This is a genomic window from Adhaeribacter radiodurans, assembly GCF_014075995.1.
GTDB lineage: Bacteria > Bacteroidota > Bacteroidia > Cytophagales > Hymenobacteraceae > Adhaeribacter > Adhaeribacter radiodurans.
The window spans coordinates 2477949-2503268 of sequence record NZ_CP055153.1 but is presented as its reverse complement, the minus strand read 5'-3'; the positions used below and the strand labels follow the sequence as shown (position 1 = coordinate 2503268).

The window sequence follows — 25320 nt, the reverse complement described above, 5'->3', positions numbered from 1 at the left end:
CTCATAAACAGGCACTCTGCATTCACGAGTATATAACGTTATTTAACCGCCAATTATATCCCGTAAACCTTGAATTAAACCATCCCACATTTCATTCAATTCCACTAAGTCCGTTTCATCGGAATAATCAATTACTCGAAGATAATGCTCTTGGGTAAGTTCACTCGTTTCGATGCAAAAATCCATGTAATTAGGATCTGGCTCGTGGAGCTTCTGATCATTTAAGAAAACAAACCGCACCGACTTATTCGTTCGATGACTGTTCATTTCAGCATAATGATTTTGGTTATCCCAAATAAAATTAAATAGTTTATCTTCATTTAGCCGAACATCGTGGCAGAACCATTGGGCTAAACCAGAGGCAGTGCTTAAGTACGGATAAATCATCCGGGCTGAAGCATTGATTGGGTATTCATTGGTGTACTTAAATTTGCTCATAATCATAAGCCTGGTAGTATTAAATTCGCTCCTTTAATTAAATCAAATTATTTTATTTTAAAAACTTGCTTATATAATATTGTTATGTCTACATTTGCACTCCGAATTTCAAGGCGGGGTAGCTCAGTTGGTTAGAGCACAGGATTCATAACCCTGAGGTCAGGGGTTCAACTCCCCTCCCCGCTACAAGCCTCTAAACTTTATGTTTAGAGGCTTTTTTATTTCGAAGCGGTTCGTCTTAAGGTTTTTAACGGTTAAACTTTTTAATCAAAAAGCAAACAAATTGCAGATGAATGTAAAAATCCGTTAGAGAACTTCCTATTTACTAAATGTATACCGAAAACTTCTAAAAAGAAAACAATAACTAAAAAGCAAAAAAAAAGCTTAACCCAAGGTTAAGCTTTTCTTCCTTTCTTTAAAGTACTATTTAACTTTCTCAACAATACCTCTAAAAGCTTCCGGGTGATTCAGGGCTAAATCAGCTAAAACCTTGCGGTTTAAGTTAATGTTAGCCTTTTTAAGGCTGCCCATAAATTGAGAATAAGATAATCCATATTCCCGGACACCCGCATTAATACGTTGAATCCACAAACCGCGGAAATCTCTTTTCTTAGCTTTTCTGTCGCGGTAAGCGTATAATAAACCTTTTTCTACGGCATTTTTGGCTACGGTCCAAACGTTTTTACGACGTCCGAAATAACCTTTTGCCAGCTTCATGATGCGCTTTCTTTTTTGTCGGGCAGCAACGACGTTTACTGATCTTGGCATTTCTTACTGTTTTTGGAGAGTGGTGATTTTTACAAATACTTTTTAAACCAGGCCCCGGGTGATAAATAATTTAATTACAAGAAAATTATTTAACCAATCTAAACTGGTTAGCTATTTTCTATTAAAGGTTAAGCATTGCTTTAACCCGTCCCAGGTCAGCATCACTTACTAAACCAACATGAGTCAGACTTCTTTTCTGCTTCGTTGTTTTCTTTGTCAGAATGTGGCTTTTAAAAGCGTGTTTGCGCTTTATTTTGCCCGTTCCGGTCAGAGAAAATCTCTTTTTAGCACCAGATTTAGTTTTTACTTTAGGCATTTTATTTATTTAGTTGTTAAAATTCTTTTTAAACGTAGTTGCACAAATACTGCAGCCAGATTTATTTTTTTGGTTTAGGAGCTAAAAACAAAAACATTCGTTTTCCTTCCAGCTTAGGCATTTGCTCTACTTTGGCATATTCTTCTAAAGCCTGGGCAAACTTAAGTAACAACAGTTCACCGCGTTCTTTAAATACAATAGTGCGGCCCACAAAATGGACGTAAGCCTTTACTTTAGCACCCCCTTCTAAAAACGCTTTGGCGTGTTTTACTTTAAATTCAAAATCGTGGTCATCTGTATTAGGGCCAAAACGTATTTCCTTTTGGACTACTTTCTGCGTTTTAGCTTTTAATTCCCGTTGCTTCTTCTTGATGTCGTACTTAAACTTAGAGTAATCTACAATACGACAAACCGGTGGTTCTGCTTTGGGCGAAATCTCAACTAAATCCAGATTTTGCTCCCGGGCAATTGCCTGCGCCTGGGTAAGCGAATAAATACCTGGCTGAATGTTATCACCAACCAAACGTACTTCCCGCGCTATAATTCGGTTATTTATCTTATAAGGCTCCTCTACGACCGCTCTGGGTCCGGGGCGTTTATTTGTAGGATTTATAGTTTTACTCGTTTAAGTTTAACATTTTACAATTAAGGTGCGAATATCGCATAAAATAATATATTTTGAAAGTAAATTTTACTTTTTACTTAAAATATCCTCTACCATCGACTTAAAATTACTGATAAAAAGGTCCACTGTTAAGTTTCCCATATCGCCGATGCCGTGTTTCCGAACCGCAATAATATTATTTTCCTGCTCCTTCTCCCCTACAATAATCATGTAAGGAATTTTTTGTACTTCTGCATCCCGTATTTTACGGCCAATTTTTTCGTCCCGGGTATCAATATGACCACGAATATCTTCCTGTAACAAGCGCTCGTAAACTTCCTGGGCATAATCGTGGTACTTTTCCGAAATAGGTAAAATAGCAAATTGCTCTGGACTTAACCAAAGGGGGAAGTTACCGGCACAATGTTCAATTAACACTGCTACAAAACGCTCCATCGAACCAAAAGGTGCCCGGTGAATCATAACAGGCCGTTGTTTAGTGTTGTCAGACGCGGTATATTCTAATTGAAAGCGCTCAGGCAAATTATAATCTACTTGAATAGTACCTAATTGCCACTTTCTTCCTAAAGCATCTTTTACCATAAAATCCAGTTTAGGACCGTAAAAAGCAGCTTCGCCGTATTCAGTAACAGTAGGCAAACCTTTTTCTTGCGCTGCTTCTATTATAGCACTTTCGGCTTTTTCCCAAACTTCGTCGCTGCCAATGTACTTAGAGCGGTTAATTGGATCACGTAAAGAAATTTGAGCGGTATAATCTTCGAATCCAAGGGCATTAAACACGTATAAAACCAAATCAATTACCTTGTTGAATTCCTGCTTCACCTGATCGGGCCGACAGAAAATATGCGCATCGTCTTGGGTAAATCCCCGTACCCGGGTTAAACCGTGCAACTCCCCACTTTGTTCGTAGCGGTAAACGGTACCAAATTCAGCTAAGCGAAGAGGTAAATCGCGATATGAACGGGGTTTAACTTTATAAATTTCGCAGTGATGCGGACAATTCATGGGTTTTAATAAGAATTCTTCGCCTTCATTTGGCGTATGAATAGGCTGAAAGGAATCCTTACCATATTTTTCGTAGTGCCCGGAAGTAACGTACAATTCTTTACTACCAATATGCGGCGTAACTACTTGCTGATAGCCAGCTTTCACCTGAGCCCGCCGCATAAAATTTTCAAGGCGTTCGCGCAAAGCAGTACCTTTGGGCAGCCACAAGGGCAAACCCATGCCTACTTTCTCCGAAAAAGCAAATAATTCCAGTTCTTTCCCTAATTTCCGGTGATCGCGCCGTTTAGCTTCTTCCAGTCTTTCGAGGTATTCCGTTAAATCTTTTTGCTTAGGGAAGGTAATAGCATAAACCCGGGTAAGCTGTTTACTTTTTTCGTCGCCTCGCCAATAAGCACCCGCCACGTTCATGAGCTTCACTGCTTTTATAAAGCCCGTATTCGGGATATGCGGACCGCGGCATAAGTCAGTAAAATTACCTTGGGTGTAAAAAGTAATGGTACCATCCTGCAAATCTTGCAGTAAATCTAATTTATACTTATCTCCTTTTTCGGTAAAGTAAGCTATAGCATCGGCTTTGGAAATTGCTTTGCGTTCGTAAGGGCTTTTTGTTCGGGCCAATTCTAACATTTTCTGCTCAATGGCCGCAAAATCATCTTGCGAAAGCTGGCGATCACCTAAATCAATATCGTAGTAAAAACCATTTTCAATGGCAGGACCTATGCCAAACTGAACACCCGGATACAAAGCTTCCAGAGCTTCGGCCATTAAGTGGGCCGAAGAATGCCAATACGTAGCTTTTCCTTCCACGTCGTTCCAGGTCAGCAACTGAACAGTAGCATCCTGCGTAATTGGCCGATTAGATTCTACAATTTCATTATTTACTTTAGCAGCCAAAACATTGCGCGCCAAACCTTCACTAATTCCGGCAGCAATTTCGTGACCTGTTACGCCGGCCTCGTATTGTTTTACGGAGCCATCGGGTAATGTAATATTAATCATTCTTTATTTTTTGTATTTTCTTATTTTCTGCCTGCGCTTGCCGGCGCGCTCTAAATATAGCCAGCAAACTATCTCGTCTTTCTTTTTCGTCTTGACGCAAACTATCGCGTTTTATTTTATATAACTGGTACATGGTGCGCCGTACGCCCCACATGGCTTTTATGTTCTCCGGTTCCCGTTTATAAATCCATTGGTAATGGGCCAAGGCTTGTTCTAATTTTCCGGTTCTTTCATAGCTTTCACCTAAAACTAAATGTGCCTGGGGTAAATTATCCGAATGTTTTAAGGCCTTTTCTATTTCAGCAGCAGCTTCGGAATATTTATTTTTATTAAAAGCTAATATTCCTAGTCTTTGGCGGGCAAGATATAACAAAGAATCGTATTTTATTGCATTTCGGTAACTAATGTAAGCGCTATCTACCTGCTTTAAGTTATTATAGTACTCGCCTCGGTAGAACCATAAATACGCGTTAGCAGAATCTTGTTTTTGCCCCGCCCGCAGGTAGTCTAAGGCAAGAGCATCTTCTTTTCTGGCAAAATAAATTTTTACCAATTGGTTATAAGCTTCTACTAAATCCGGTGACCGGCGAATGGCCGACTTAAAATTACGAATGGCAGCCATAGTGTCTCTGGTTTGAGCGTAAGCTAAACCCCGGTAAAAATAAATGTATTCGTTTTGCGGAGTTTCTTCGGCTGCATCGTTCAAATACTGCAATGCCATGCCATATTTTTTACTAAATAAATAGAGTTCTCCTAATAGCACATCTAAATCTGTACTCCGGAAATTTAAATCTTCGGCCCGGGTTGCGGCAGTAAGAGCGGCGGCGTAATTTCCTGTTTTACGTAGAATTTGTGCTTTCCGAAAATAGTATTCACCTTTTTCTTCGTCCTGAGCAATGGCTTGGTTGATATCCTTTAGCGCTGCTGTATAGTTATTGGCCTCCACATAAAACTGAGCCCGCTTAAAATAATGGGTAGCATTATGAGGATCGCGGTTAATGGCGGCGCTAATTTCTTTAAGTGTATAAGCAGGATCGTATTTTACTTTTTGAAAATCAATCATTTTATCCTGACTTTGTTCCGGAGAAGAACAGGACGAAAAGAAAAGACTGCCAATAAAAAAAAGTAAAATTTGTTTTAACATGCTGCCGCTAAAGCTTAATGAATATACCTGCAGGAAAATTATCGATTTTTGATTTTTAATGTGATACGTTTGAGTGGATAGTTTTTAAACAAAATTCAGAAATAGAAACCTTAACTTCGGGCAACTTTACGTGCGCATTTCAGAATAGTTAAAATATCTAAGTTTTATGTACTTACTACTTACTAAATAATATGGGCAATTCTAGCAGATATTCGCATTATTTATATTTGAGATATTGTTCTCTTCTGAGAAAAGTAAAGCTATTTTACAACTTAAACTGCAAAGAAAATTTTAAACCAAATTTCTTAACATCTGGATTTTGCAAATAAGTTACCCGGTGAAAAGCATCAATTCGCAACACTTTAAAGATGTTTTCTATGGCGTAACCAGCTTCAACGTAAGGCGTTTTGTTTAAGGTTCCAACGGGTTCCTGTGGAGTTCCATTATAGCCAACGGGTGAGATTAGAGCTTGATTTTCTTTACTTAACTGGCCGTATAACACATTAGAAGTACCTACTATTCGCCATTTTAACTTCTTGATTAAAGGCAAGCGGTTAAAAAGTAAACCTTCAAAATATTGCTCGTAATGCAACGAAGCGTACGTATCACTGGCGAATTCAAAATAATTCATCAGGTTAAACGTTTGAGCATAATAAAAAGGCGTTTCGTTACCCAAATGATTTTCTAACAAAGGATACGGTACGGGAGAATAAATTTTACCTGCTTCTAGACGGTATATTGCATTTCCTAAACGGCCCATCACAAAATCATGTTTTACCCCCACATCAATACGTTGGTAATCTACTGTAGAGCCAAATAAACCGTTTAAACCTAAAGTGTATTTAAAAGTAAAAATTGGCCAATGCGTAGTTGATCCTAAACTTATCCGTTCGTTGTCGTTCTGTACAAATACTTCGTTCTGGGCGTAACGAGTAAAAAAAGTTACAGTCGTACTCGAAAAATCACGGGTTAAAACTTTTGGTTGTTCGCCTTCCTGCCGGTAATATGCAAAATCATATTCCGGTTTGAAAATGCGGTTACTAAGTGAAATGCGCTGCCTTAAACCCGGAAAAATATCACGTTGCAAATACCCGCTCGTTTGGGTTAAATAAAAAGGGCGTCTTAAATCGCCAAACCGGGAAAAACCCGTCAAAAAGTAACTATCCTCTAATTTCTCCGACATTAAACCAACTCGTTCAACATCTTCTTTGCGGGTAAAACCCACTTCGCTCCACTTTTTGCGGGAAATTATAAAGCGAGCCGATGTTTCGTATTTAAATCTTTTATCCAGAGTGCCGTAAGCTGCAAAACCTTTTAATTCCCATTTATTACTAAAATCAATGTTGGTTTTGCCTCCCACCTGAAACCGATGCCCTTCCACATTATTGTGGGCGTAAAAATACGGATACCGACCAATGTTAATAGGCCCAGCTTTAAAGTAACCGGTGGCTAATACCGTAACTACTTTGGTAATGTGTTTAATGCGGGGAGTAGATTTAATTGAATCTATTAAAGAATAAACCTGCTTTTCGACGGCGGTTAAAGTGTCGTGCCGGCTTTGTTCCCAGAAACTTTCCGAACTACTATTTGCTTTATCAGCCAGCACAATGGGTTGATCAAAAAAGCTTTGTTTTTGCTCTTGATTAACTAATATGTTTTTACACGAAGTATTAATTTTAGCAATAATTCCGGGCCGGGATTCACTAATACGAGCCAGATTCATGGTTAAATCCGTTTTGGAGGGTAACCAAGTTCCTCCGGTAACGGGCAAAGCTTCCTGAACCAAATGAATTTTTTCCACAAAGTTAATATTGGCCGCTTTACTGACCAGTACATCAATCTTTCGTAAGGCAAACGACGAATCGGCAATCCAGATAGAGCCGTTAAAAGCTAAATCCTGAGCCCGTTTAGGTTCTATTTTAATTTTATAGCAACGGGTTTTACCAATGTAAACACTATCTACTAAATCATACTCATAGGCACTTTTCCACCCATCGGCCATTGGACTAATAAAGTTTTTTTGCAGAACACTTACGTAGTTTTGGTAAAAATTATAATCCTGATACGAGTTGCCAATTACCTGCGCTACTAAATTACCGTCCTGAATACCATAACCCGTAACTTTAGAGGCTTTCACAATTTCTTTGGTTTTGCGGGGGTCACGGTTATAGTAGAAATCTGATACGGATTCAGAAATAAAGAAAGGTAAAACTTTCTTCCCATCATTGCTTTGGATATACATTTGCGAATCTACTACAGCAGATAGTGCCGTACGTAAGCCAATTTTCTTCTTTTTAGGCGCCAGGTTATCAATATCAAATTGCATTTTGGTGTACGCCTCAAATTGGTATGCCCGCAAGCGCCTTTTATCGTTCGTTTTTTTATGTTCGATTACCTGGCGCATAATCTTAAAAGCAGGATTTTCGCCGGGCCGAATTACTACTTCCTGCAGATTTAACGTGCTGGCAAATAGTTTAAAGTTAAGTTCCTGTACGCTTACACCTCTTTTAAGTGCTTTAGATAAAGTACGATAACCAACAAAAGAAACAGTTAGCGAATCGGGGAGTTTAGAAAGCTTAATGTTAAACGTGCCTTTATCGTCGGTAGTGGTACCAATGTTAGTGTTTTTTATATAAACATTTACAAAAGGAAGTACTTCGCCGGTTGCAGCATCGGTTACTTTACCAAAAATTCGGTTTTGAGCTCGAGAAGTTAATACCGAGAGTACAAGAATTGCTATAAATAAAAACTTATACAAAGCTCAAAGAATTAGAAGGCAAAATTAAATTCAAATATTTAAAATAACCTTATACCGGTTCATTAGTTTTCAACAAACCAGTTTTTTTATTCATATGTTAATATTTTTTATAAATTTTAAAATGAAGATAATTAAAACGTGCGAAAGTAGTGTATAGAATAGCACATAAAAAAAGCCGGCATTAACCGGCTTTTTTTTTTTTTAAGATATTTACTTGTTAACTAGGACTCAGGTTATTAAGCATCACTTTGCATCGACGGCTAAGTTCTAAATCTTCAGTGGTGATGGGTTGCACTTGCATAGCGTTTTGTAATATGGCAATACTCTGGTCTACCTCTTTCATTTCGCGGTAAACAATTGCCAGATCATAATAATAATTAAGATTGCTACCATCTAATTTTATGGCTTTTTGAAAGCAATTAACCGCTTGTTTGTTACTTGCCTCCGACTTAGTACAGCCTTTAATTAATTTAGAGATGGCACACTCAAATACATTCATGTTGGCCACCTTATAATGCCAGCGACCTAATAAATGCCACGAATTGGCGTAGTTAGGATTAGAAGCTAAAGATTTATCTATATAAGATTTAATTTCTTTTAAATTACTAATCCGCGCTTTAGCACCAGAAACAAAAGATAAATTTGACAGAGCTAAGGCCATTACATAATTAGATTCAGCACCTTGTTTTTTTACTTTTAAAGCTTTTTCAGCAAAGTCTTTTGCTAAAATAAAATGCTCTCCTTTTTGTAATTCATCCGAGTAGCGTAATCCAATCCGGGAGTGTAATAAACTAACTTTATACAGGGCTTCGTAATGATCAGGATTTACCACCAAAACTTCTTCAAATTTTTGAAGCGCTTCAGCATCTTTGTATTCGCCTAATAGTTGATTAGCCTCCCGAACAAGTTCATCAGAGGTGTTAAGAGAAAAGGCCCGGCAACAAATACACATCAACACGAGCCACACACCAAACGATTTGTTCCAGACCTTTATCATACTAACTTTGAAATTCTATAATTAAAATAAATTTAGTTGTCGCTTCTTTGGTTTTGATTCCGGAGAAGCAGCATTATCTTCTACGGAACTATCTACTAACAGTTTTTCAGTATTTTGAGAATCAGGTTGCACTCCCACCAGATTATCTTCCAAAGCAAGAGCTACGGCGTCTGGTTTTGCTATCCGGCGCGGAGACAAACCTTTTACAGGTTTACTTATAATATCTTCGGAAGTGGGTTTGAGTAGGCTGATGCCAAAAATTCTGAAGTAATTTAATTTATTACCAGTAGCTTTCCAACCTTTTACGTCAATAAATTCATTTAACAATATATTTTCAGTTTCTTTTTCTGATTTTTTATCGCCCTGAAATTTAATTTCTACTTGTGGTTCCGGGTGAGCGGAAACGGAAACCAATTTAGAACCTTTGTTTTCACTGATAAATACAAATCTTTTACCAATGGTAGAAGTCTCGATTTTAAAACGTTTTACATAGGTATATTTATTTTCCCCATCGTAGTGAACCGCTGAGATTACGCTTTCCGGATCGAACTTTTGAATAATTTCGATATTAGCTACATCATAATGGTTAGTTAATTCAAATGACGTTTGTTCATAGGAACCATCTTTATATATCACCAGAATAGTATCTTCTGTATTAAACGAGCCCAGGTATTTGCCACGCGATTCAGTGTTTAAACGGCCAATTACTTCGTCGTAATAAATTTCCCGGCCACCTAAAGTAGATTCACCCCGGCTTTTCTGCACTATTTTCTTAACCGGGTATTTAGTAACGGTATTCCCCAAGGAACCTTTGCCTTTAATCATTAACTCAGCAAAGTCAAAATCAAAAGATTTAACCCGCGCCGTGGAAGCTGGGGTAAGCGTTATATTCACCACTTCTGATTCGCTGTTGGGATTGGCGGTTAGATAATGTACTTTGGTGCCTTTATTGCCTTTCGTTAAATCATATTCTTTATCACGGGTAATACCGGTTACAGAGAAACGTTTTGCGAAGGAAATACCGGTTTTACCATCTACATAAATCATGTTGTACACCATGTGTTCATCATTTTTATTGTAGATACCTGCATAAATAATGTCTTTGCCCACAAAGGTTTTCTCCGCAATTCTGGTTACCCGGAACTTACCGTCTTTGGTAATCGCAATAACATCGTCCATATCGGAGCAATCGGTTACAAACTCTACCGATTCATCTTTTTTCAAGCCATAACCTACAAACCCATCGGTTCGGTTTACATACAACTTCTGGTTAGCAATAGCTACTTTTTGCGCGGTTATAACATCAAAGGTGCGAATCTGCGTTTTGCGGTCTCTACCAGTACCATATTTCTTAATTAAATTTTCAAAATAAGAAATAGAGAAGCGAATAATGTTAGCCAGATTATCGGCGGTTTCGGCCATTTCCTCTTCCAGCTTTTTAATGTACTCGTCCGCTTTAAAGGAATCGTATTTCGAAATTCGCTTAATTTTAATTTCGGTCAGTCGTAAGATATCTTCAGTGGTAACATCCCGGCGTAATAACTTTCTGAAAGGCTTTAATCCTTTATCAATCGCTTCGAGTACTGCCTCCCACGTTTCACATTCTTCTATTTTGCGGTAAATACGGTTTTCGATGAAAATTTTCTCCAAAGACGACATATGCCATTTCTGGTCGAGTTCGGCCAACTTAATCTCTAGTTCGCGCTGTAATAAATCTACCGTTTTTTGGGTAGAAATTCTTAGCACTTCCTCTACCGTTAAGAAATGAGGCTTATCATCAATAATAACGCAAGTATTAGGCGAGATTGAAATCTCACAATCGGTAAAGGCATACAGCGCATCAATTGTTAAGTCGGGAGATACACCAGGTGGCAATTGCACGTGAATTTCCACGTTAGCCGCGGTGTTATCGATTACCTTTTTAATTTTGATTTTATTGTTCTCGCTGGCTTTTACAATGGACTCCATCAGCGCCGTGGTAGTGGTGCCGTATGGCACATCCCGGATAATGAGTAAAGTTTTATCAACTTTCTCAATTGTAGCCCGAATTCGGATGCGGCTCCCCCGAACTCCTCCTTTGTAATCCGTAACGTCTACCATTCCAGCCGTTGGGAAATCCGGAAATAGCTGAATAGGTTTTTTCTTTAAAACATCAATAGATGCCCGGACCAACTCCTTAAAGTTGTGGGGCATGATCTTGGTAGATAAACCTACCGCTATACCTTCCACACCTTGGGCCAGCAGCAATGGAAATTTAACCGGTAGAGTCACCGGTTCATTTTTGCGGCCATCGTAAGATGCCTGCCAGACTGTGGTATCGGGGTTGTAAACTACATCTAAGGCAAATTTAGACAACCTTGCCTCAATGTAACGGGCAGCGGCTGCACTGTCGCCGGTGCGCACATCGCCCCAGTTTCCTTGAGTTTCAATTAGTAAATCTTTCTGACCTAAGTTCACGATCGCATCGCCAATAGAAGCATCGCCGTGCGGGTGATACTGCATGGTTTGCCCAATAATGTTGGCCACTTTGTTAAAGCGACCATCATCCATTTCTTTCATGGCGTGCAGGATGCGACGCTGCACAGGTTTTAAGCCGTCTTCAATGGCGGGTACGGCCCGCTCCAGGATTACGTACGAAGCGTAATCCAGGAACCAATTTTGGTACATGCCATCAACGGCGGTAATTTCGTGTATCTTTTCTTCGCCGGCAAACGGTTCTTCTCCGTTCAACAGCGCATCATTCTCATTTTCAGTATCCTTAAGCATAAACTTCCTCTTCTACGTCCTCAACAATGTCTTTTTCTACCTTGAGGTTGTCGATAATAAAATTCTGACGTTCCGGTGTGTTCTTACCCATAAAATAACTCAGTATTTTCTGGATAGAAGTTTCGGTATTTAAAATAACCGGTTCTAATCGAATATTATCGCCGATAAACCTACCAAACTCATCCGGTGAAATCTCACCTAATCCTTTAAACCGGGTGATTTCTGGGTTTTTACCCAGTTTTTTCATGGCCGCCTGCTTTTCTTCTTCGTTGTAGCAGTAAATAGTTTCTTTTTTGTTGCGCACCCGGAACAAAGGCGTTTCCAGAATAAACAAGTGGCCATTTTTTACTAAATCCGGGAAAAACTGTAAGAAGAAGGTAAGTAGCAGCAAGCGAATGTGCATGCCGTCTACGTCGGCATCGGTAGCAATCACAACCCGGTTATAACGTAAATCTTCCAGGCTTTCTTCAATATTCAAGGCGTGCTGGAGAAGGTTAAACTCTTCGTTTTCGTATACTACCTTTTTCTTTAAGCCAAAGCAATTAAGCGGTTTACCGCGCAAGCTAAAAACTGCCTCGGTATCTACGTTGCGCGATTTAGTAATAGAGCCACTCGCCGAGTCCCCTTCCGTAATAAATAAGGTAGAAAGCAGGTGTTTTTCGTTTTGCTCATCGGTAAAATGTACCCGACAATCGCGCAATTTGCGGTTGTGCAGGTTGGCTTTTTTGGCGCGTTGATTAGCTAGTTTTTTAATCCCGGCCATGTCTTTGCGCTCCCGCTCACTTTGCTCAATGCGGCGTTTCATGGCATCAGCCACAGCCGGGTTTTTGTGCAGAAAATTATCGAGGTGTTCTTTTACAAAATCATGAATGTAATTGCGCACGGACGGACTATCTGGCCCCATTTGAATAGAACCCAGTTTAGTTTTAGTCTGAGATTCAAATACCGGTTCCTGTACCCGTATGCTGATAGCTCCTATTATAGATGCCCGCACATCCGAAGCCTCGTAATCTTTCTTGAAGAATTCTTTAACAGTTTTGGCAATAGATTCGCGAAAAGCCGCTAAGTGGGTTCCCCCTTGGGTAGTATACTGGCCATTAACAAAGGAATAATATTCTTCGCCGTATTCATTACCGTGAGATAAGGCAATCTCAATGTCTTCGCCACTTAAATGGATGATTTCGTATCGAAGGGCTTCTATATCGGTTTTATGGGTCAATAAATCTTTCAGGCCGTTTTCGGAATAAAATTTCTGACCGTTAAAGTTTATGGTTAAGCCCGCATTCAGATACACGTAATTACGGATCTGGTTTTCCAGGTATTCCGGGATAAAACGATAATTTTTAAAAATGGTATCGTCCGGCACGAAGGTAATGGTGGTTCCGTTACGCTGGTTAGTTTCAATTACCGGATGGTCATTCAGTAACTCCCCACGTTCAAATTCAGCTACTTTCATCTGACCGTCGCGTACAGACTGAACTTTAAAATAACTGGCCAGGGCGTTAGTAGCCTTGGTACCTACCCCATTTAAACCAACTGATTTCTGAAAAGCTTTGCTGTCGTACTTACCGCCGGTATTAATTTTACTCACACAGTCGATTACCTTGCCTAACGGAATACCACGGCCGTAATCGCGCACCTGTACTTTATGATCGGTGATTTTAATTTCAATGGTTTTACCGTTCCCCATCACGTATTCATCAATGGAGTTATCGATAATTTCTTTTACCAGAATATAAATACCATCATCCTGCGAGGAGCCATCGCCCAGCTTACCAATGTACATACCGGGCCGGAGCCGGATGTGCTCACGCCAATCTAGGGAGCGGATACTATCTTCGGTATAATTGTTTGTTACTTCAGCCATTCTAAAGAAAAGACGTTTTAAAAAAGATTTAATGTTAAAGTAAAGAAAAAAATTTATAACCCCGAAAGCGGGGCACGTATAAGGCCTAGAGGTTATGCATCAGAAATGCTAATGAAATTTGCATTACAAAGCAAGAGTTGAGTTTCTGTTACTTGTTTATGGTAAACTAATTTTACATCTTACAGGTTCAATAAAAACGCTATTTGTTGGCTGTTTGCCCCTACTTTATAAGTTAAAAGCTAACATTTATTTACATGAATTTAGCTAAATTTTCTGGAATTTAAAATACTAAATGCTAAAAATTTTACTAAAAAATGGAAATTTCCTTCCCTAAGTACTTTAAGTACACTATTATTTTGCTGGGCCTGGTTTTGCTGATCTGGTTTTTGCAAACCTTTAAATCTATATTAGTACCTATTTGCTTTTCCGGTTTGTTTGCTTTGTTGTTGGTGCCGCTTTGCGAACGTTTAGAGAAGTGGCGTATTCCCCGGCCAGTGGCGATTTTAATTTGTATAATTGTAGTAATAGCATTTCTGGGGGGACTTATCTGGCTGTTGTCTTCGCAATTAATTGGCTTTATTCAGGAATTAGGTACTTTATCCGATAAGGTAAATGAGTATATTCAAAAGGTACAGGTGTTCTTGCTGAAGAACTTTGGCATTAAACCTACCAACGGTCGGGAATTTCTTACTAAAAATATTGGATCGCTGCAACAAACCGGCACCACCATTTTAACGGGCACTTTATCTTTAACTACAGGTGCCTTAAGTGTACTTACTATTATTCCTATTTACATTTTTTTTATGCTCTATTACCGCGACCACTTCCGGCGGTTTATGTTTAAATTTATTACCCGCGATAAACGATCTACTTTAATTACTACCATTGATAATATTCAAAAAGTAGTAGAAAGCTACATCTCCGGATTAATTATAGTAATTGTTATTGTTGCCCTACTCAACATAACGGGCTTAATGATTATGGGTGTTCCGTACGCGGTGTTCTTTGGTATTTTTGCCTCAATCCTTACTATTATTCCTTACATAGGTATATTAATTGGAGCAGCTTTACCTGCCTTATACACGTTAGTACAAACCGGGTCGTTGGTAGATGCGATTATTGTAATTGGTATTTTTGCGTTTGTGCAGTTCCTGGAAGGTAATTTTATTACGCCTAATATTACCGGTTCTAAAGTAAGTATTAATCCGTTTGCGGCGGTTTTGGCTTTAATTATTGGCGGCGAAATTTGGGGAGCCGCCGGAATGATTTTATCAATTCCGATTATAGCCATTCTAAAAGTATTGTTCGACGCCTATGAGCCTTTGGAACCATTTGGTTTTTTACTGGGCGATATTAACAGCAATTCAGAAAAGCCTAATGTATTTACTACGCTTTCTGACCGGGTAAAAACCATTTTTAATCTGAAGAAAGAAAAAGAAGAACAGGATAAAGTATCTAAATAAGTATTAATAAGTAACTCTTTCATTACTAAAACTTAAACTTTTAAATCAAGTATAGATTACTATTCAATATGCTTATTTAAAAACTCTTTATTTTATATAAAAAGATGGAAGTAAATCAAAATGATAATTTTTCGCGGGCGCTTAACGACCTGGTTGAAACTTGTAAGGACGGCATGAAAGGCTACGAAACTGCCGCCGAAAACGTAAACGATCCGCAACTAAAGGCTGAACTTAGCAATTTAGCTCAACAACGGGCGCAGTTTGTAAGCGAATTACAAAGTCAGGCGCAGCAATATGGTATTAGCGCTCAAACAGATACTACCATCGAGAGTGTTGCCATGGAAGCGGCCGGTGCCGTACACCGGGGCTGGATAAACCTGAAATCTGCTATTGCGGGAAACAGCAACGATGCCATTCTGAGTGAATGCGAAAACGGCGATGCTGCTGCTCTAAAAACTTACGAAACCGCTTTAAATGCGCAAGGTTTACCCAATGAAATCCGAAACATTGTAGAAAAGCAACACAGCGAGATTTTAGAAGCTAAAAATCGCCTCACTACTATGAAGCGTTCTATTTAATAAAAATACTTTAATACTTATTGATTGGAGCAGCTACATTAGCTGCTCTTTTTTTGCCTACACAAAGACATTTAAGTTAGCCTGCTAATAAAATGAAGCCCTACTATTTAGTAAATACTAGTTTTTTTAGTAAATTTAAAGCATTCTTACTCATTAATTAAGGGTTTATTACTCTAAAATCAAGTACTTAAGTTGAAACTATGCATTGGTTCGCATTTGTTATGCTTTAACATACTTCTTTTAAAACTAAAATTAGCCGCATTGTACGCTATTATTGATATCGAAACAACCGGAGGGCAACCTACCCAGGACCGGATTACCGAAATCGCGATTTTTATTCACGATGGCAACCAGGTAGTAGACCAGTATAATACCTTGATTAATCCGGAGCGGCCTATTCCTTTTTTTATAACGCAACTTACCGGCATCACCGACGATATGGTACGGGAAGCACCCAAGTTTCATGAAGTAGCAAAAGAAATTGTGCAGTTCACCGAAGGAAAAATATTCGTGGCCCACAACGTGCGGTTTGATTATTCTTTCATTAAAAAAGAATTCGCCGATTTAGGTTTTAACTACCAACGTAAAACGCTTTGCACCGTGCGCTTAAGTCGGTCGCTTATACCGGGTTTGCCTTCTTATAGCTTAGGCAAATTGTGTAAAAGCGTGGATATAGATCTACAAATGCGGCACCGCGCTATTGGCGATGCCGAAGCCACGGCTAAGTTATTTGATAAATTAATAAAATTAAATCAACCGGCTATTGCTAATTCTGATGATGCTTTAGCACCGAGCAGCAAAAAATTACTGTCGCAAGAAATGCGGACTTCGCTTTTGCCGCCCGCGATTTCCAGATCTCAAATTGATGCGCTGCCCGATTCGCCGGGAGTATATTATTTTTATGACGAAACAGGCGAGATAATTTACGTAGGTAAAAGCATAAACATCCGGAAGAGGGCGATACAGCATTTTAACATTGATGTTAAAAGCCGTAAATCTATTGAATTCAAAAACCGCATTGCTGATATATCTTTTGAGTTAATGGGAAATGAGCTGGTAGCTTTGCTTTTTGAATCGGATGAAATAAAACGCTTAAAACCACATTATAACCGGCAGCAGCGACGCAGTGTATTTAATTCCGGCATTTATGCGTATTACGACCAAAATGGCTACAAGCGCTTAACGTATCAAAAGGTATCCTCAACTAATCCGCCCATAATTGCTTTATCTAATCATTTTAAATCGAAAGATTTCCTTTTTCATAAAGTAGGTAAATTCAATTTGTGCCAGAAACTCTGCGATTTATATAAAACCAATGGCGCTTGCTTTGATTACCAGGTGCACCAATGCAAAGGAGCCTGCATTAATAAAGAATCGCCGGAAGAATACAACGCTCGCGTAGACCAAGCCATAGAATCGTTTACCTACGAGAATGATTCTTTCGTAATTATTGGCAAAGGCCGGGAACCTGGTGAGCGTACCATTGTTTGCGTAGAAAACGGCCGCTACTTAGGTTTTGGGTTCGTTGACGAAACTTTTAGCGCTTCTAACATAGAGGATTTTAAAAGCGTCATTAAACTATACAACGATAATAAAGATATTCAGCAAATAATTCGCGGCTACCTGCGCACCAAGCACCGCGATAAGGTTATTATATTTAGTTGAATTGCCGGCTTGTTGATTTGTTAAATGGTTAAAGTGCGAGATTGCTGTTCTTGTAAGAATTAATGCTAGTAAATTTAATTACTAAAAAATTAGCGCTCTAACCATTTAACCATTGAGCAATTCAATCATTTAACTATTTGGTAAAGCACTTTTTAGCATTTGGATCACCATTTTCTCTGTTGAGGACAAATAAGGATCGCTGGGTTGGTCGGCGGCGTGTTTTTTTAAGTAATCGAGTAATTGATCGTTTTTAAAAATTTCCAGAATCTGCGGATGCACGTAGTACTTACTGCAAACAGCGGGAGTATTGCCTAATCCTTTAGCCACTGTTTTAAAAGCATCTTTTACCGACTTTTCTTTTTCCAATTCCGGTTTTTCGTCGAGTAACTTTTCTAAGCATTCTACCATTAACACCGTTCCGCCCCAGGTTCGGAAATCTTTGGCCGTAAAATCAGCCCCGCTAATTTCCTGAATGTACTGGTTTACTTGCCCGGACTCCAGCGTTTGTCGGGTTCCATCTTCGTCGTAATACTGGAACAAGTCGAAGCCCGGAATATCTTTACATTTTTTCACCAGGCGGGCCAAACGCCGGTCTTTAATATCAATTTCGTGGCTCACGCCTTTTTTACCCACAAACTGAAATTTCACCTGGTCGCCTTCAATTGCTACGTGTTTATCGCGCAAAGTAGTAAGGCCATACGATTTGTTCGCTTCGGCATATTGGCGGTTACCAATCCGAATCAATGATTGATCTAGTAGATTTAGCACTATAGCCGTTACTTTCCGCTGGTTTAAGGATTGTATTAGTAAATCTTTTTCTATTTGCTGGCGAACGGTGGGTAGCGTTTCTCCAAAAGAAATCATCCGGCTAAATTTAGTTAAGCTACGGGTGTTGCGCCACTCCGGATGATAAATATACTGCTTACGTCCTTTTGTATCGCGGCCCGTTACCTGAATATGCCCGTTCGGCGAAGGGCATATCCAAACATTTTCCCAGGCCGGCGGAATGATTAATTTCTTTAACCGATCCAGAATTTTAGGGTCTGTAATTTTTTCGCCTTTTGTATCCAGGTAAGTAAATCCTTTTCCGCTTCTTTTGCGATTAAATCCTTTGCCCGTATCTGGGATGTATCTTAAACCTGCTTCGGCTGCCGATTGTACCGGATCAGCGTAAAGTACATGTACGTCTTTTTCTTCCATTAACTATAAAGTAACTCGTTTACTTTACCTTACCTGGCACATAAAAGTTATGGGTAACATTTAAAACTTTAAAAAGTAAATGAAAACAATTTTTTAGATGAAGTTTGTGGTTCTATTTTGCGGGTAAATTTTAACTTAATTAACAATTTTTATTCAATTAAACATGACATATAAAGGAGCTTCTTTACTAGTTCTTTTTTGGGGAATAGTTAGTCTTATAAGCGGAGCCATTGCGTATTACTTCATGGGCTCTTTTGCGAAATCTATTGCTATTCAAGGTCTTCTAATTGGTTTTTTAGGATTCAGTATCGGGCATTTTCTGAACCGAGGTCGTAAACAGGCGTTTATTCTGGCGGTTGCTGGCGGTGTGGTATTTGTTTTTTTACTAGGCCATTTAACCTCAGCTGCCTTTAATCAGGAGCAAAATTTACTATTTACTGATGCTTTTGCTCCGCAGCCTCAAAATATATCCCTGCTGGTTACCTCGGCTATGTTTACATGTACCGTTTTAACGCTGTTGCTACTAGTAATTTTTGCGCGTTCCATTTATATGAGTTTCCGGAAAGATGTTTAATTTTTAAAAATCCATTATTTAATAAACCAAAAGAAATTTTCCACCCGCAATGCAATTAGGTTGCTGCTTCAGTAAACCGCTTTAGTTCAGTTATTTCCTTTAGGATTACTTGTTAAACTTAATGGTGAAGTAAAAAAGTAAGTTTTCCTACTATAGTCTGCCACAATAAAATGGCACAATTTTCTATTATAGGTTACTATAATTACCATCGTTTCCATTTAAAGTTAACGCATTTTATGATTCAAATTTTTAAGAAAATTTCCTTACTGGGTTACTTAGCCACCCTATTAAGTGTAGGAGGTTGTACCGAAGATAAGAACGGCGACCGATTATATTTTTCTATTGAAGATGATATTAAATTAGGCGCTCAGGTTTCGCGCGAAGTAGATTCTACTTACCAAGCCAAAGGCCAACTGCTCGACCCCGCCAACCCCAGAAACAAAGTAGCCTACGACCATTTAAATCGTATAGTAAATAAAATTTTAAGCTCGGGTAAAGTAAGCTACCGCAGTGAGTTTACCTGGGACACTAAAATTATTAAAGATGATAACGTATTAAATGCTTTTGCCACTCCGGGTGGCCATATTTACGTTTTTTCTGGTTTAATAAAATACTTGGATAACGAAGATCAATTTGCCGGCGTACTGGGGCACGAAATTGCGCACGCCGATCATAGGCATTCTACTAAGCAATTGCAACGGCAATATGGCTTAACCATTTTATTGTCCGTAGCACTAGGAGATAATCCGGGTACTTTAACTCAAATTGCAACCAATCTGGCTACTCTAAAATTTGACCGCGATGCCGAAAAAGAAGCAGATGCGTATTCGGTTGATTATTTAGGTGCTACTAATTACTATGCTTGTAATGGTGCGGCGGGCTTTTTCGAAAAAATTATTAAAGAAGGCCAGCAGGGCCGCACACCGGAGTTCCTCAGCACGCACCCCGACCCGGGTAATCGCGTGGACGCCATTAACAATAAAGCCGCTGCCGATGGCTGCAAAACTCAGCCTTCCGGAGCTACCACTTATCAGGAATTTAAAAATAGCCTGAATTAACGAATATAACCCAAATACCAAGTACACGTAAATCCTAAGGAGAATTCTTCTTAGGATTTTTACTTTCCGCCCATGTCAGACTGGAAAACTACTTTCGTTCATTATATCAGCCAGATAGAAGAGAAATTTGATGATCTTACTTTACGGCTAAGGCAAAGGTTAAATTACTTTCATCCGATCCAAATTGTACCTTATCGCAGTTATGGTACTCAAAACCGGCTATATATTAAAGGCCGGGTACTCGAGAACAAAGGCATTGCTCAGGCCGGCGATAAAGACACCGTGCTGAATAACTTGCTGAACATGTATAAGCGATTCGAAAGCGATGAGGTAATAAATGCCCGATTAAAAATTGAGTTTCAAGGCAAAGAGCACGAAATTGTTTCGGATAGAGAAGGTTATTTTGTAATCAACATTGAACCTTCTGAAACCTTGCATCTAGACAAAATCTGGCACCCCATAGAAGTAAAACTCTTGGAGGCACCCATTCCTTACACCCAGGATATATACGCTACCACCGAGGTTTTAGTACCCCCTCCGGATGCGGAATACGGTATTATCAGCGATATTGATGATACTATTATTCATAGTAACGCTTACAGCGCATTAGGCATGTCGCGGATTGTTTTCTTAAACAATGCCCGTACCCGTTTACCTTTTGCCGGCGTCTCAGAGTTTTACAAATCGCTGCAACTAGGCCGTAACGGCAAGCGCAATAATCCGTTTTTTTACGTTTCCAGCAGTCCCTGGAACATGTACGATTTACTCAAAGATTTCCTGGATTTAAACGAAATTCCGGCGGGTCCGCTCCTGCTCCGTGACTTTGGACTATTGCAAAATAAATTAATAGGCTCCAGCCACATGGGCCATAAGTTTAAAGAAATACAGAACATACTGCTTACTTACCCGGAGCTAAATTTTGTTTTAATTGGTGACAGCGGTCAGGAAGATGCCAATATTTACCGCGAAGTAGTAAAGCAATTTCCGTCGCGCATTTTAGCCATTTACATCCGGGATGTGCAACTTCCCGAACGTGAAAAAATAGCCATAGCTGTTTCCGAAGAGATGAAAGATCATAAGGTACCTATGCTGGTAGTAGATAATACCGTGGAAGCCGCCGAACACGCAGCCCAAATCGGCTTAATTTTCCAGGAAGCTATTCCGGCCATAGAAACGGAAAAAGAAAAAGACAAAGGCCAGGAACCTGGCAAAGAACCGGTTTAGTTTTTCGTTGTTAGTTATTGGTTGTTAGAGTTTCTTTGTTTCCAGTCCATTCGCTAGGTTATATATTCTTTAAATAGATCAGCTTCATTAAAATGGCAAAAAGAAAAACCTTAATTTTTAGAAGAATATAACTAATAACCAGCAACCAACAACCAGCAACTAAATAGCGTCTTGCATTAGTAATTTTACACTTGTAATGCCGCCCATTAGGCGCATGTTACGCGTTACAAACCGGCGTTTCTTTAACGTGTACGAGGATGGTTTTTTTACCGAATATTTTATTGGATTGGGTAGTACAGAAGCAATTAATGCTGCCTGCGAAGCCGATAAATTTTTGGCCGAGGTATGGTAATACTTTTGAGCGGCAGCTTCAATGCCAAAAACCTGATCTCCCATTTCAGCAATATTCACGTATACTTCCATAATCCGGTGCTTGCTCCAGAAAAATTCAATGAGCATGGTAAAATAAGCTTCTACCAGCTTCCGGATGTAACTGCGGCCATGCCATAAAAAAACGTTCTTAGCTACTTGCTGACTAATCGTACTTCCTCCAGCAATACGTTTGCTTTTTAAGTTTTTTTTAAAAGCTCCTTTAATGGCTTTGTAGTCGAAACCGTCGTGCACTAAAAACAGTTGATCCTCAGCGGCCATTATCGCCAATGGCACATTGGGGGTAACATCTTCCAGCGAAACAAAGTCGTACCGAATGCGGGGATTTACTTTTTTTTCCTGCCCTGCTTTTGCCCGACGCTCAATCATATGCAGGGTTGCCGGAGGCGTAAACCATTTGTAAACCAGTACCCATAAAATACTTAATACAAATAATAGTAAGACCAACTTTAAAGTAAGGTCACGGATAAGTTTCAGATTCATTACCATTGCCCAAAAATACAAAGGTTCTCCGCACAGAAATAACTAAATTTACATACATTTTTTACCTTATTTAATCATACATACCATTAACTTTCCGGGGCGGAGTTGGTTAAATCTATAAGAGGCTACACCATTCCATTCGTACTATGGCAAATTTTCTACCTTTATTTCCTTTAAATATTGTTGTTTATCCGGGCGAAAAGATAAACCTGCACATTTTTGAGCCCCGCTATAAACAACTGGTAGAAGATTGCTTCGCGGCGGGTAAACCGTTTGGCATTCCCGCTTTTCTTAAAAAAGGAGTAAGCGAAATCGGTACCGAAGTGAATGTCCAAAGCATAGATAAAACGTACCCAGGTGGCGAAATGGACATTAAATGCAAAGGAGGCAACTTGTTCCGGATTATTAATTTTTACCGGCAGTTACCTTTTAAATTATACGCCGGCGGTGAAGTAGAAGTACTTCAAGATACAGATGATGAAGATTCTATAATGAAGGTGCAAATTCAGGAGAAAATTCAACACTTGTACGAAATTCTAGGACTCGCCACCCTATACATTAATTTGCCCGAAAATTTTAAAATTTACGACATTGCCCACCAACTAGGCTTAACTTTAGAACAAGAGTACATTCTGCTACAGTTTCGGCGGGAGAGCAAACGCCAGGAAATGGTATTGGCTCATTTAATTGCCATTTTACCAGTGATAGAACAAACCGAACGCTTAAAAGAACGGGTTAAATTAAATGGCCATTTTAAAAACCTGATTCCCCCGAACTTTTAAGTATTTATTAAGTAAACTTTACTTTTCTGATTATAAACTAAATGCAGCTTTTAAGTTATGCATATTCCGGAATATATTTTACCGGCCTTACTCCTCCTGGTAGTTGCTATTGGTCTTTATGCGTGGTACCGCGAGCGTCACTTACGGTATAAACCCTATTATAAACAAAAAGCAAATTCGTTCTTTTCTGATGCTCCTTCTTACCCCAAACAAGCACCCCAACATTCTATTTGCTTAATTGGGGATACCGGTAATATTACCGATGCCCAAAACGACCCGGTTGTTAAATTGCTGCGTACCTGGTTAACTGAAAATCCGGATAATGGTACACTTATTTTTTTAGGCGACAATATTTACCCGGTTGGTTTACCTCCCATTGGCCATAAAACACGGGCGATAGCCGAAAAGCGATTAAAAGTACAGTTAGATTTGGTGCGGGAATATCCGGGGCAGGTTTTTTTTATCAGCGGAAATCATGATTGGAACAAAGGCCGGGCAAATGGCTTGGAATACGTACTGCGGCAAGAAGAATATATTACTAAATATTTAAACCGGCCTCATTGCTATTTACCAGCGGGTGGTTGTCCTGGCCCGGTAGTTCGACATTTGTCGGAAAACATTATGTTAATTTTTATAAATACGCAATGGTGGGTACAAAAAGGAGTTCGGCCAATAGGAAAAACATTTAACTGCAGTACTCAATCCGAAGCTGATTTTTTCCGGCAGTTAGAAGAATTGCTGGTTCTTTACCCACAAAAGCAAATTATTATTGCGGCTCATCACCCTTTGTACAGTAATGCCATGCATGGCGGTAAATTTACTTTAAAACAACACCTATTTCCGTTAACCGCCGCTCACAAAAAATTTTACGTACCGTTACCAGTAGCAGGTTCTATTTACCCGGTTTACCGTAAACTCTACGGCCCCGAAGAAGACATGTCGAACCCGCGTTACCGGCGCCTTCGCAGAAAGCTTTTACAGATATTTCATAAACATAAGAATATTATTTACGCCGCCGGCCACGATCATAATCTGCAGTATTTTGCCATTAAAAACAACCATTACCTGGTAAGCGGCTCGGGATCTAAAACTGCATTCGTGCAAAGTGGCGGCCGGGCTACCTTTGTGCACGAACATAAAGGCTTTTTTGTGGTAGATTACTTTAATTCCGAAAATATATGGTTAAGCGCCCTGGAACCTCCCCGACCCGGAACACCGGATAAGTATACCGTTGCTTTCCGCAAGAAAATGAATCCGCTTTAAGTGAGCGGCTCGGTGGGCACTACTACCCGCAGGCTTTTTGGCAGCAGTTTTACTTCAATTTTTCTTCCTAGTTCTACCACTTCGCCGTCTATTTGCGCCAACGTATCAGTATAGTTGTATATGGTAGCCGTTTTACAAGGCAAAATACGTGTGTATTCCGAGTCTTCGGGCGTTTCGGTGTACAAGTTATACATTAGCTTAAAAGCGGCCATTTTCGGGAAAGATTCAATTAAACAGATTTCAAAAATGCCATCGTCAATTATTCCGTTCGGGTTAATTTTAACGTTGCTTCCAAAAGCGTTAGAATTAGTAATAGTGAGCATAAAAGCATCCCCTTCAAAGGTTTCCTGATCAGTCTCAACCCGGTATTTATGGCATTCGTAATTTAAATACTCCTGCAGCGCAATTAACGCGTAGGTTTGCGGTCCCCGAGATTCGGCCTCGCTGTAGCGGGCTACCACTAAAGCATTAAAGCCTAAATCGCTGATGTGAAAACACGGGTGCCCATTTAACTCTAAAGTATCAATTCCTTTTATGGTATGATTCGTGATGAGAGCCAGAGCCTCCTCTATGGTTTGCGGAATACCCAAGTCTTTGGATAAACCATTGCCGGAACCAAGCGGAATAATACCCAAAGGCAGTGAGGTGTGATTTACGGCCCGGGCAGCCAGGCTTACTGTTCCGTCGCCGCCCGCAGCAAAAACCGCGTCCGGATCATAGGTCTTTATTAGTTGTTTGAGTTTAGCAAAATCGCCTTCCCCGGTAGTTTTGTAAATTTTATATTTAAGATGATACTGATGACAATATTCCGAAATAACAGTTCCCAGATCACTTTTATCCACATCTCCTGAAATCGGATTGATTACAAATAAGATTTTCTGGAAGGATATGTTTTTTGGCATAGGAGTTTTATACGGATGTTAGAGTAAGTATAATATACTTTCTTAAAACGAT

Annotated in this window: 21 protein-coding genes and 1 tRNA gene; 9 read left to right on the top strand and 13 right to left on the bottom strand. The window is 39.5% G+C overall.

The genetic code is table 11. The features are described 5' to 3' along the window. Positions 1-42: 42 nt before the first annotated feature. Positions 43-438 carry an START-like domain-containing protein gene (locus HUW48_RS10330; protein WP_182415592.1) on the bottom strand — a complete coding sequence of 132 codons (396 nt, stop codon included), beginning with the start codon at positions 436-438 and terminating at the stop codon, positions 43-45. A gap of 112 nt (positions 439-550) precedes the next feature. Between HUW48_RS10330 and HUW48_RS10325 the strand changes: the two genes are divergently transcribed. After that, positions 551-624: transfer RNA gene (locus HUW48_RS10325), tRNA-Met, on the top strand. Positions 625-861: 237 nt separating this feature from the next. Here HUW48_RS10325 and rplT read toward each other — a convergent pair. From rplT to HUW48_RS10280, 9 genes are all read right to left on the bottom strand, one after another. Then, on the bottom strand, positions 862-1206 hold the full coding sequence (rplT, locus tag HUW48_RS10320) for a 50S ribosomal protein L20 (protein ID WP_182415591.1): 345 nt from the start codon (positions 1204-1206) through the stop codon (positions 862-864). Between the two features lie 121 nt (positions 1207-1327). Beyond that, positions 1328-1522: a 50S ribosomal protein L35 gene (rpmI, locus tag HUW48_RS10315; protein ID WP_106927223.1), complete on the bottom strand. Its 195-nt coding sequence runs from the start codon at positions 1520-1522 to the stop codon at positions 1328-1330. A 61-nt stretch (positions 1523-1583) separates the two neighbouring features. Next, positions 1584-2135, bottom strand: coding sequence for a translation initiation factor IF-3 (gene infC / locus HUW48_RS10310; RefSeq protein WP_182416340.1), 552 nt, complete (start codon positions 2133-2135; stop codon positions 1584-1586). A 78-nt stretch (positions 2136-2213) separates the two neighbouring features. Then, the gene (gene thrS, locus HUW48_RS10305) at positions 2214-4154 is read right to left on the bottom strand and encodes a threonine--tRNA ligase (protein ID WP_182415590.1); all 1941 of its coding nucleotides are present in this window, start codon (positions 4152-4154) and stop codon (positions 2214-2216) included. Further along, a complete protein-coding gene (locus HUW48_RS10300; RefSeq protein WP_182415589.1) occupies positions 4147-5298 on the bottom strand; it encodes a tetratricopeptide repeat protein in 1152 nt (383 codons plus the stop codon). Before HUW48_RS10300 ends, thrS begins: the two co-directional genes overlap by 8 nt. 265 nt (positions 5299-5563) lie before the next feature. Continuing rightward, on the bottom strand, positions 5564-8056 hold the full coding sequence (locus HUW48_RS10295) for a DUF5686 and carboxypeptidase-like regulatory domain-containing protein (protein WP_182415588.1): 2493 nt from the start codon (positions 8054-8056) through the stop codon (positions 5564-5566). Between the two features lie 217 nt (positions 8057-8273). Beyond that, a complete protein-coding gene (locus HUW48_RS10290) occupies positions 8274-9053 on the bottom strand; it encodes a tetratricopeptide repeat protein (RefSeq protein WP_182415587.1) in 780 nt (259 codons plus the stop codon). A gap of 21 nt (positions 9054-9074) precedes the next feature. Next, positions 9075-11819 carry a DNA gyrase/topoisomerase IV subunit A gene (locus tag HUW48_RS10285; RefSeq protein WP_182415586.1) on the bottom strand — a complete coding sequence of 915 codons (2745 nt, stop codon included), beginning with the start codon at positions 11817-11819 and terminating at the stop codon, positions 9075-9077. Beyond that, positions 11812-13686 (bottom strand): DNA topoisomerase IV subunit B, encoded by a 1875-nt coding sequence (locus HUW48_RS10280; RefSeq protein WP_182415585.1) that lies wholly within the window; start codon positions 13684-13686, stop codon positions 11812-11814. The genes HUW48_RS10285 and HUW48_RS10280 overlap by 8 nt, the downstream gene beginning before the upstream one ends. A 314-nt stretch (positions 13687-14000) precedes the next feature. Here HUW48_RS10280 and HUW48_RS10275 point away from each other — a divergent pair, with 314 nt between their 5' ends. The 3 genes from HUW48_RS10275 (at position 14001) to HUW48_RS10265 (ending at position 17392) form a co-directional block, all read left to right on the top strand. Beyond that, positions 14001-15149, top strand: a complete 1149-nt coding sequence (locus HUW48_RS10275) for an AI-2E family transporter (RefSeq protein ID WP_182415584.1) — start codon at positions 14001-14003, stop codon at positions 15147-15149. Positions 15150-15253: 104 nt separating this feature from the next. Further along, positions 15254-15727, top strand: coding sequence for a ferritin-like domain-containing protein (locus HUW48_RS10270; RefSeq protein WP_182415583.1), 474 nt, complete (start codon positions 15254-15256; stop codon positions 15725-15727). Between the two features lie 261 nt (positions 15728-15988). Beyond that, entirely contained in the window at positions 15989-17392 is a 1404-nt protein-coding gene (locus HUW48_RS10265) for an exonuclease domain-containing protein (RefSeq protein WP_182415582.1), read from the top strand. 129 nt (positions 17393-17521) lie between these two features. On the opposite strand, the gene HUW48_RS10260 is transcribed toward HUW48_RS10265, so the two are convergent. After that, positions 17522-18592 (bottom strand): DNA topoisomerase IB, encoded by a 1071-nt coding sequence (locus HUW48_RS10260; protein WP_182415581.1) that lies wholly within the window; start codon positions 18590-18592, stop codon positions 17522-17524. 163 nt (positions 18593-18755) lie between these two features. Here HUW48_RS10260 and HUW48_RS10255 point away from each other — a divergent pair, with 163 nt between their 5' ends. The 3 genes from HUW48_RS10255 to HUW48_RS10245 all read left to right on the top strand — a co-directional run bounded on the left by HUW48_RS10255 (position 18756) and on the right by HUW48_RS10245 (position 21448). Beyond that, positions 18756-19166, top strand: a complete 411-nt coding sequence (locus HUW48_RS10255; RefSeq protein WP_182415580.1) for a hypothetical protein — start codon at positions 18756-18758, stop codon at positions 19164-19166. Between the two features lie 236 nt (positions 19167-19402). Further along, a complete protein-coding gene (locus HUW48_RS10250) occupies positions 19403-20224 on the top strand; it encodes a M48 family metalloprotease (protein WP_182415579.1) in 822 nt (273 codons plus the stop codon). 72 nt (positions 20225-20296) lie between these two features. Next, on the top strand, positions 20297-21448 hold the full coding sequence (locus tag HUW48_RS10245; RefSeq protein WP_182415578.1) for an App1 family protein: 1152 nt from the start codon (positions 20297-20299) through the stop codon (positions 21446-21448). 159 nt (positions 21449-21607) lie between these two features. Here HUW48_RS10245 and mtgA read toward each other — a convergent pair whose 3' ends face one another. Further along, on the bottom strand, positions 21608-22321 hold the full coding sequence (mtgA, locus tag HUW48_RS10240) for a monofunctional biosynthetic peptidoglycan transglycosylase (protein WP_246343813.1): 714 nt from the start codon (positions 22319-22321) through the stop codon (positions 21608-21610). Positions 22322-22467: 146 nt separating this feature from the next. Here mtgA and HUW48_RS10235 point away from each other — a divergent pair, with 146 nt between their 5' ends. Both HUW48_RS10235 and HUW48_RS10230 read left to right on the top strand, forming a co-directional pair. Further along, positions 22468-23103, top strand: coding sequence for an LON peptidase substrate-binding domain-containing protein (locus HUW48_RS10235; RefSeq protein ID WP_182415576.1), 636 nt, complete (start codon positions 22468-22470; stop codon positions 23101-23103). 57 nt (positions 23104-23160) lie between these two features. Next, positions 23161-24366 carry a metallophosphoesterase gene (locus HUW48_RS10230; RefSeq protein WP_182415575.1) on the top strand — a complete coding sequence of 402 codons (1206 nt, stop codon included), beginning with the start codon at positions 23161-23163 and terminating at the stop codon, positions 24364-24366. On the opposite strand, the gene HUW48_RS10225 is transcribed toward HUW48_RS10230, so the two are convergent. Then, on the bottom strand, positions 24363-25268 hold the full coding sequence (locus tag HUW48_RS10225) for a diacylglycerol/lipid kinase family protein (RefSeq protein ID WP_182415574.1): 906 nt from the start codon (positions 25266-25268) through the stop codon (positions 24363-24365). The genes HUW48_RS10230 and HUW48_RS10225 overlap by 4 nt on opposite strands. Positions 25269-25320 lie beyond the last annotated feature (52 nt).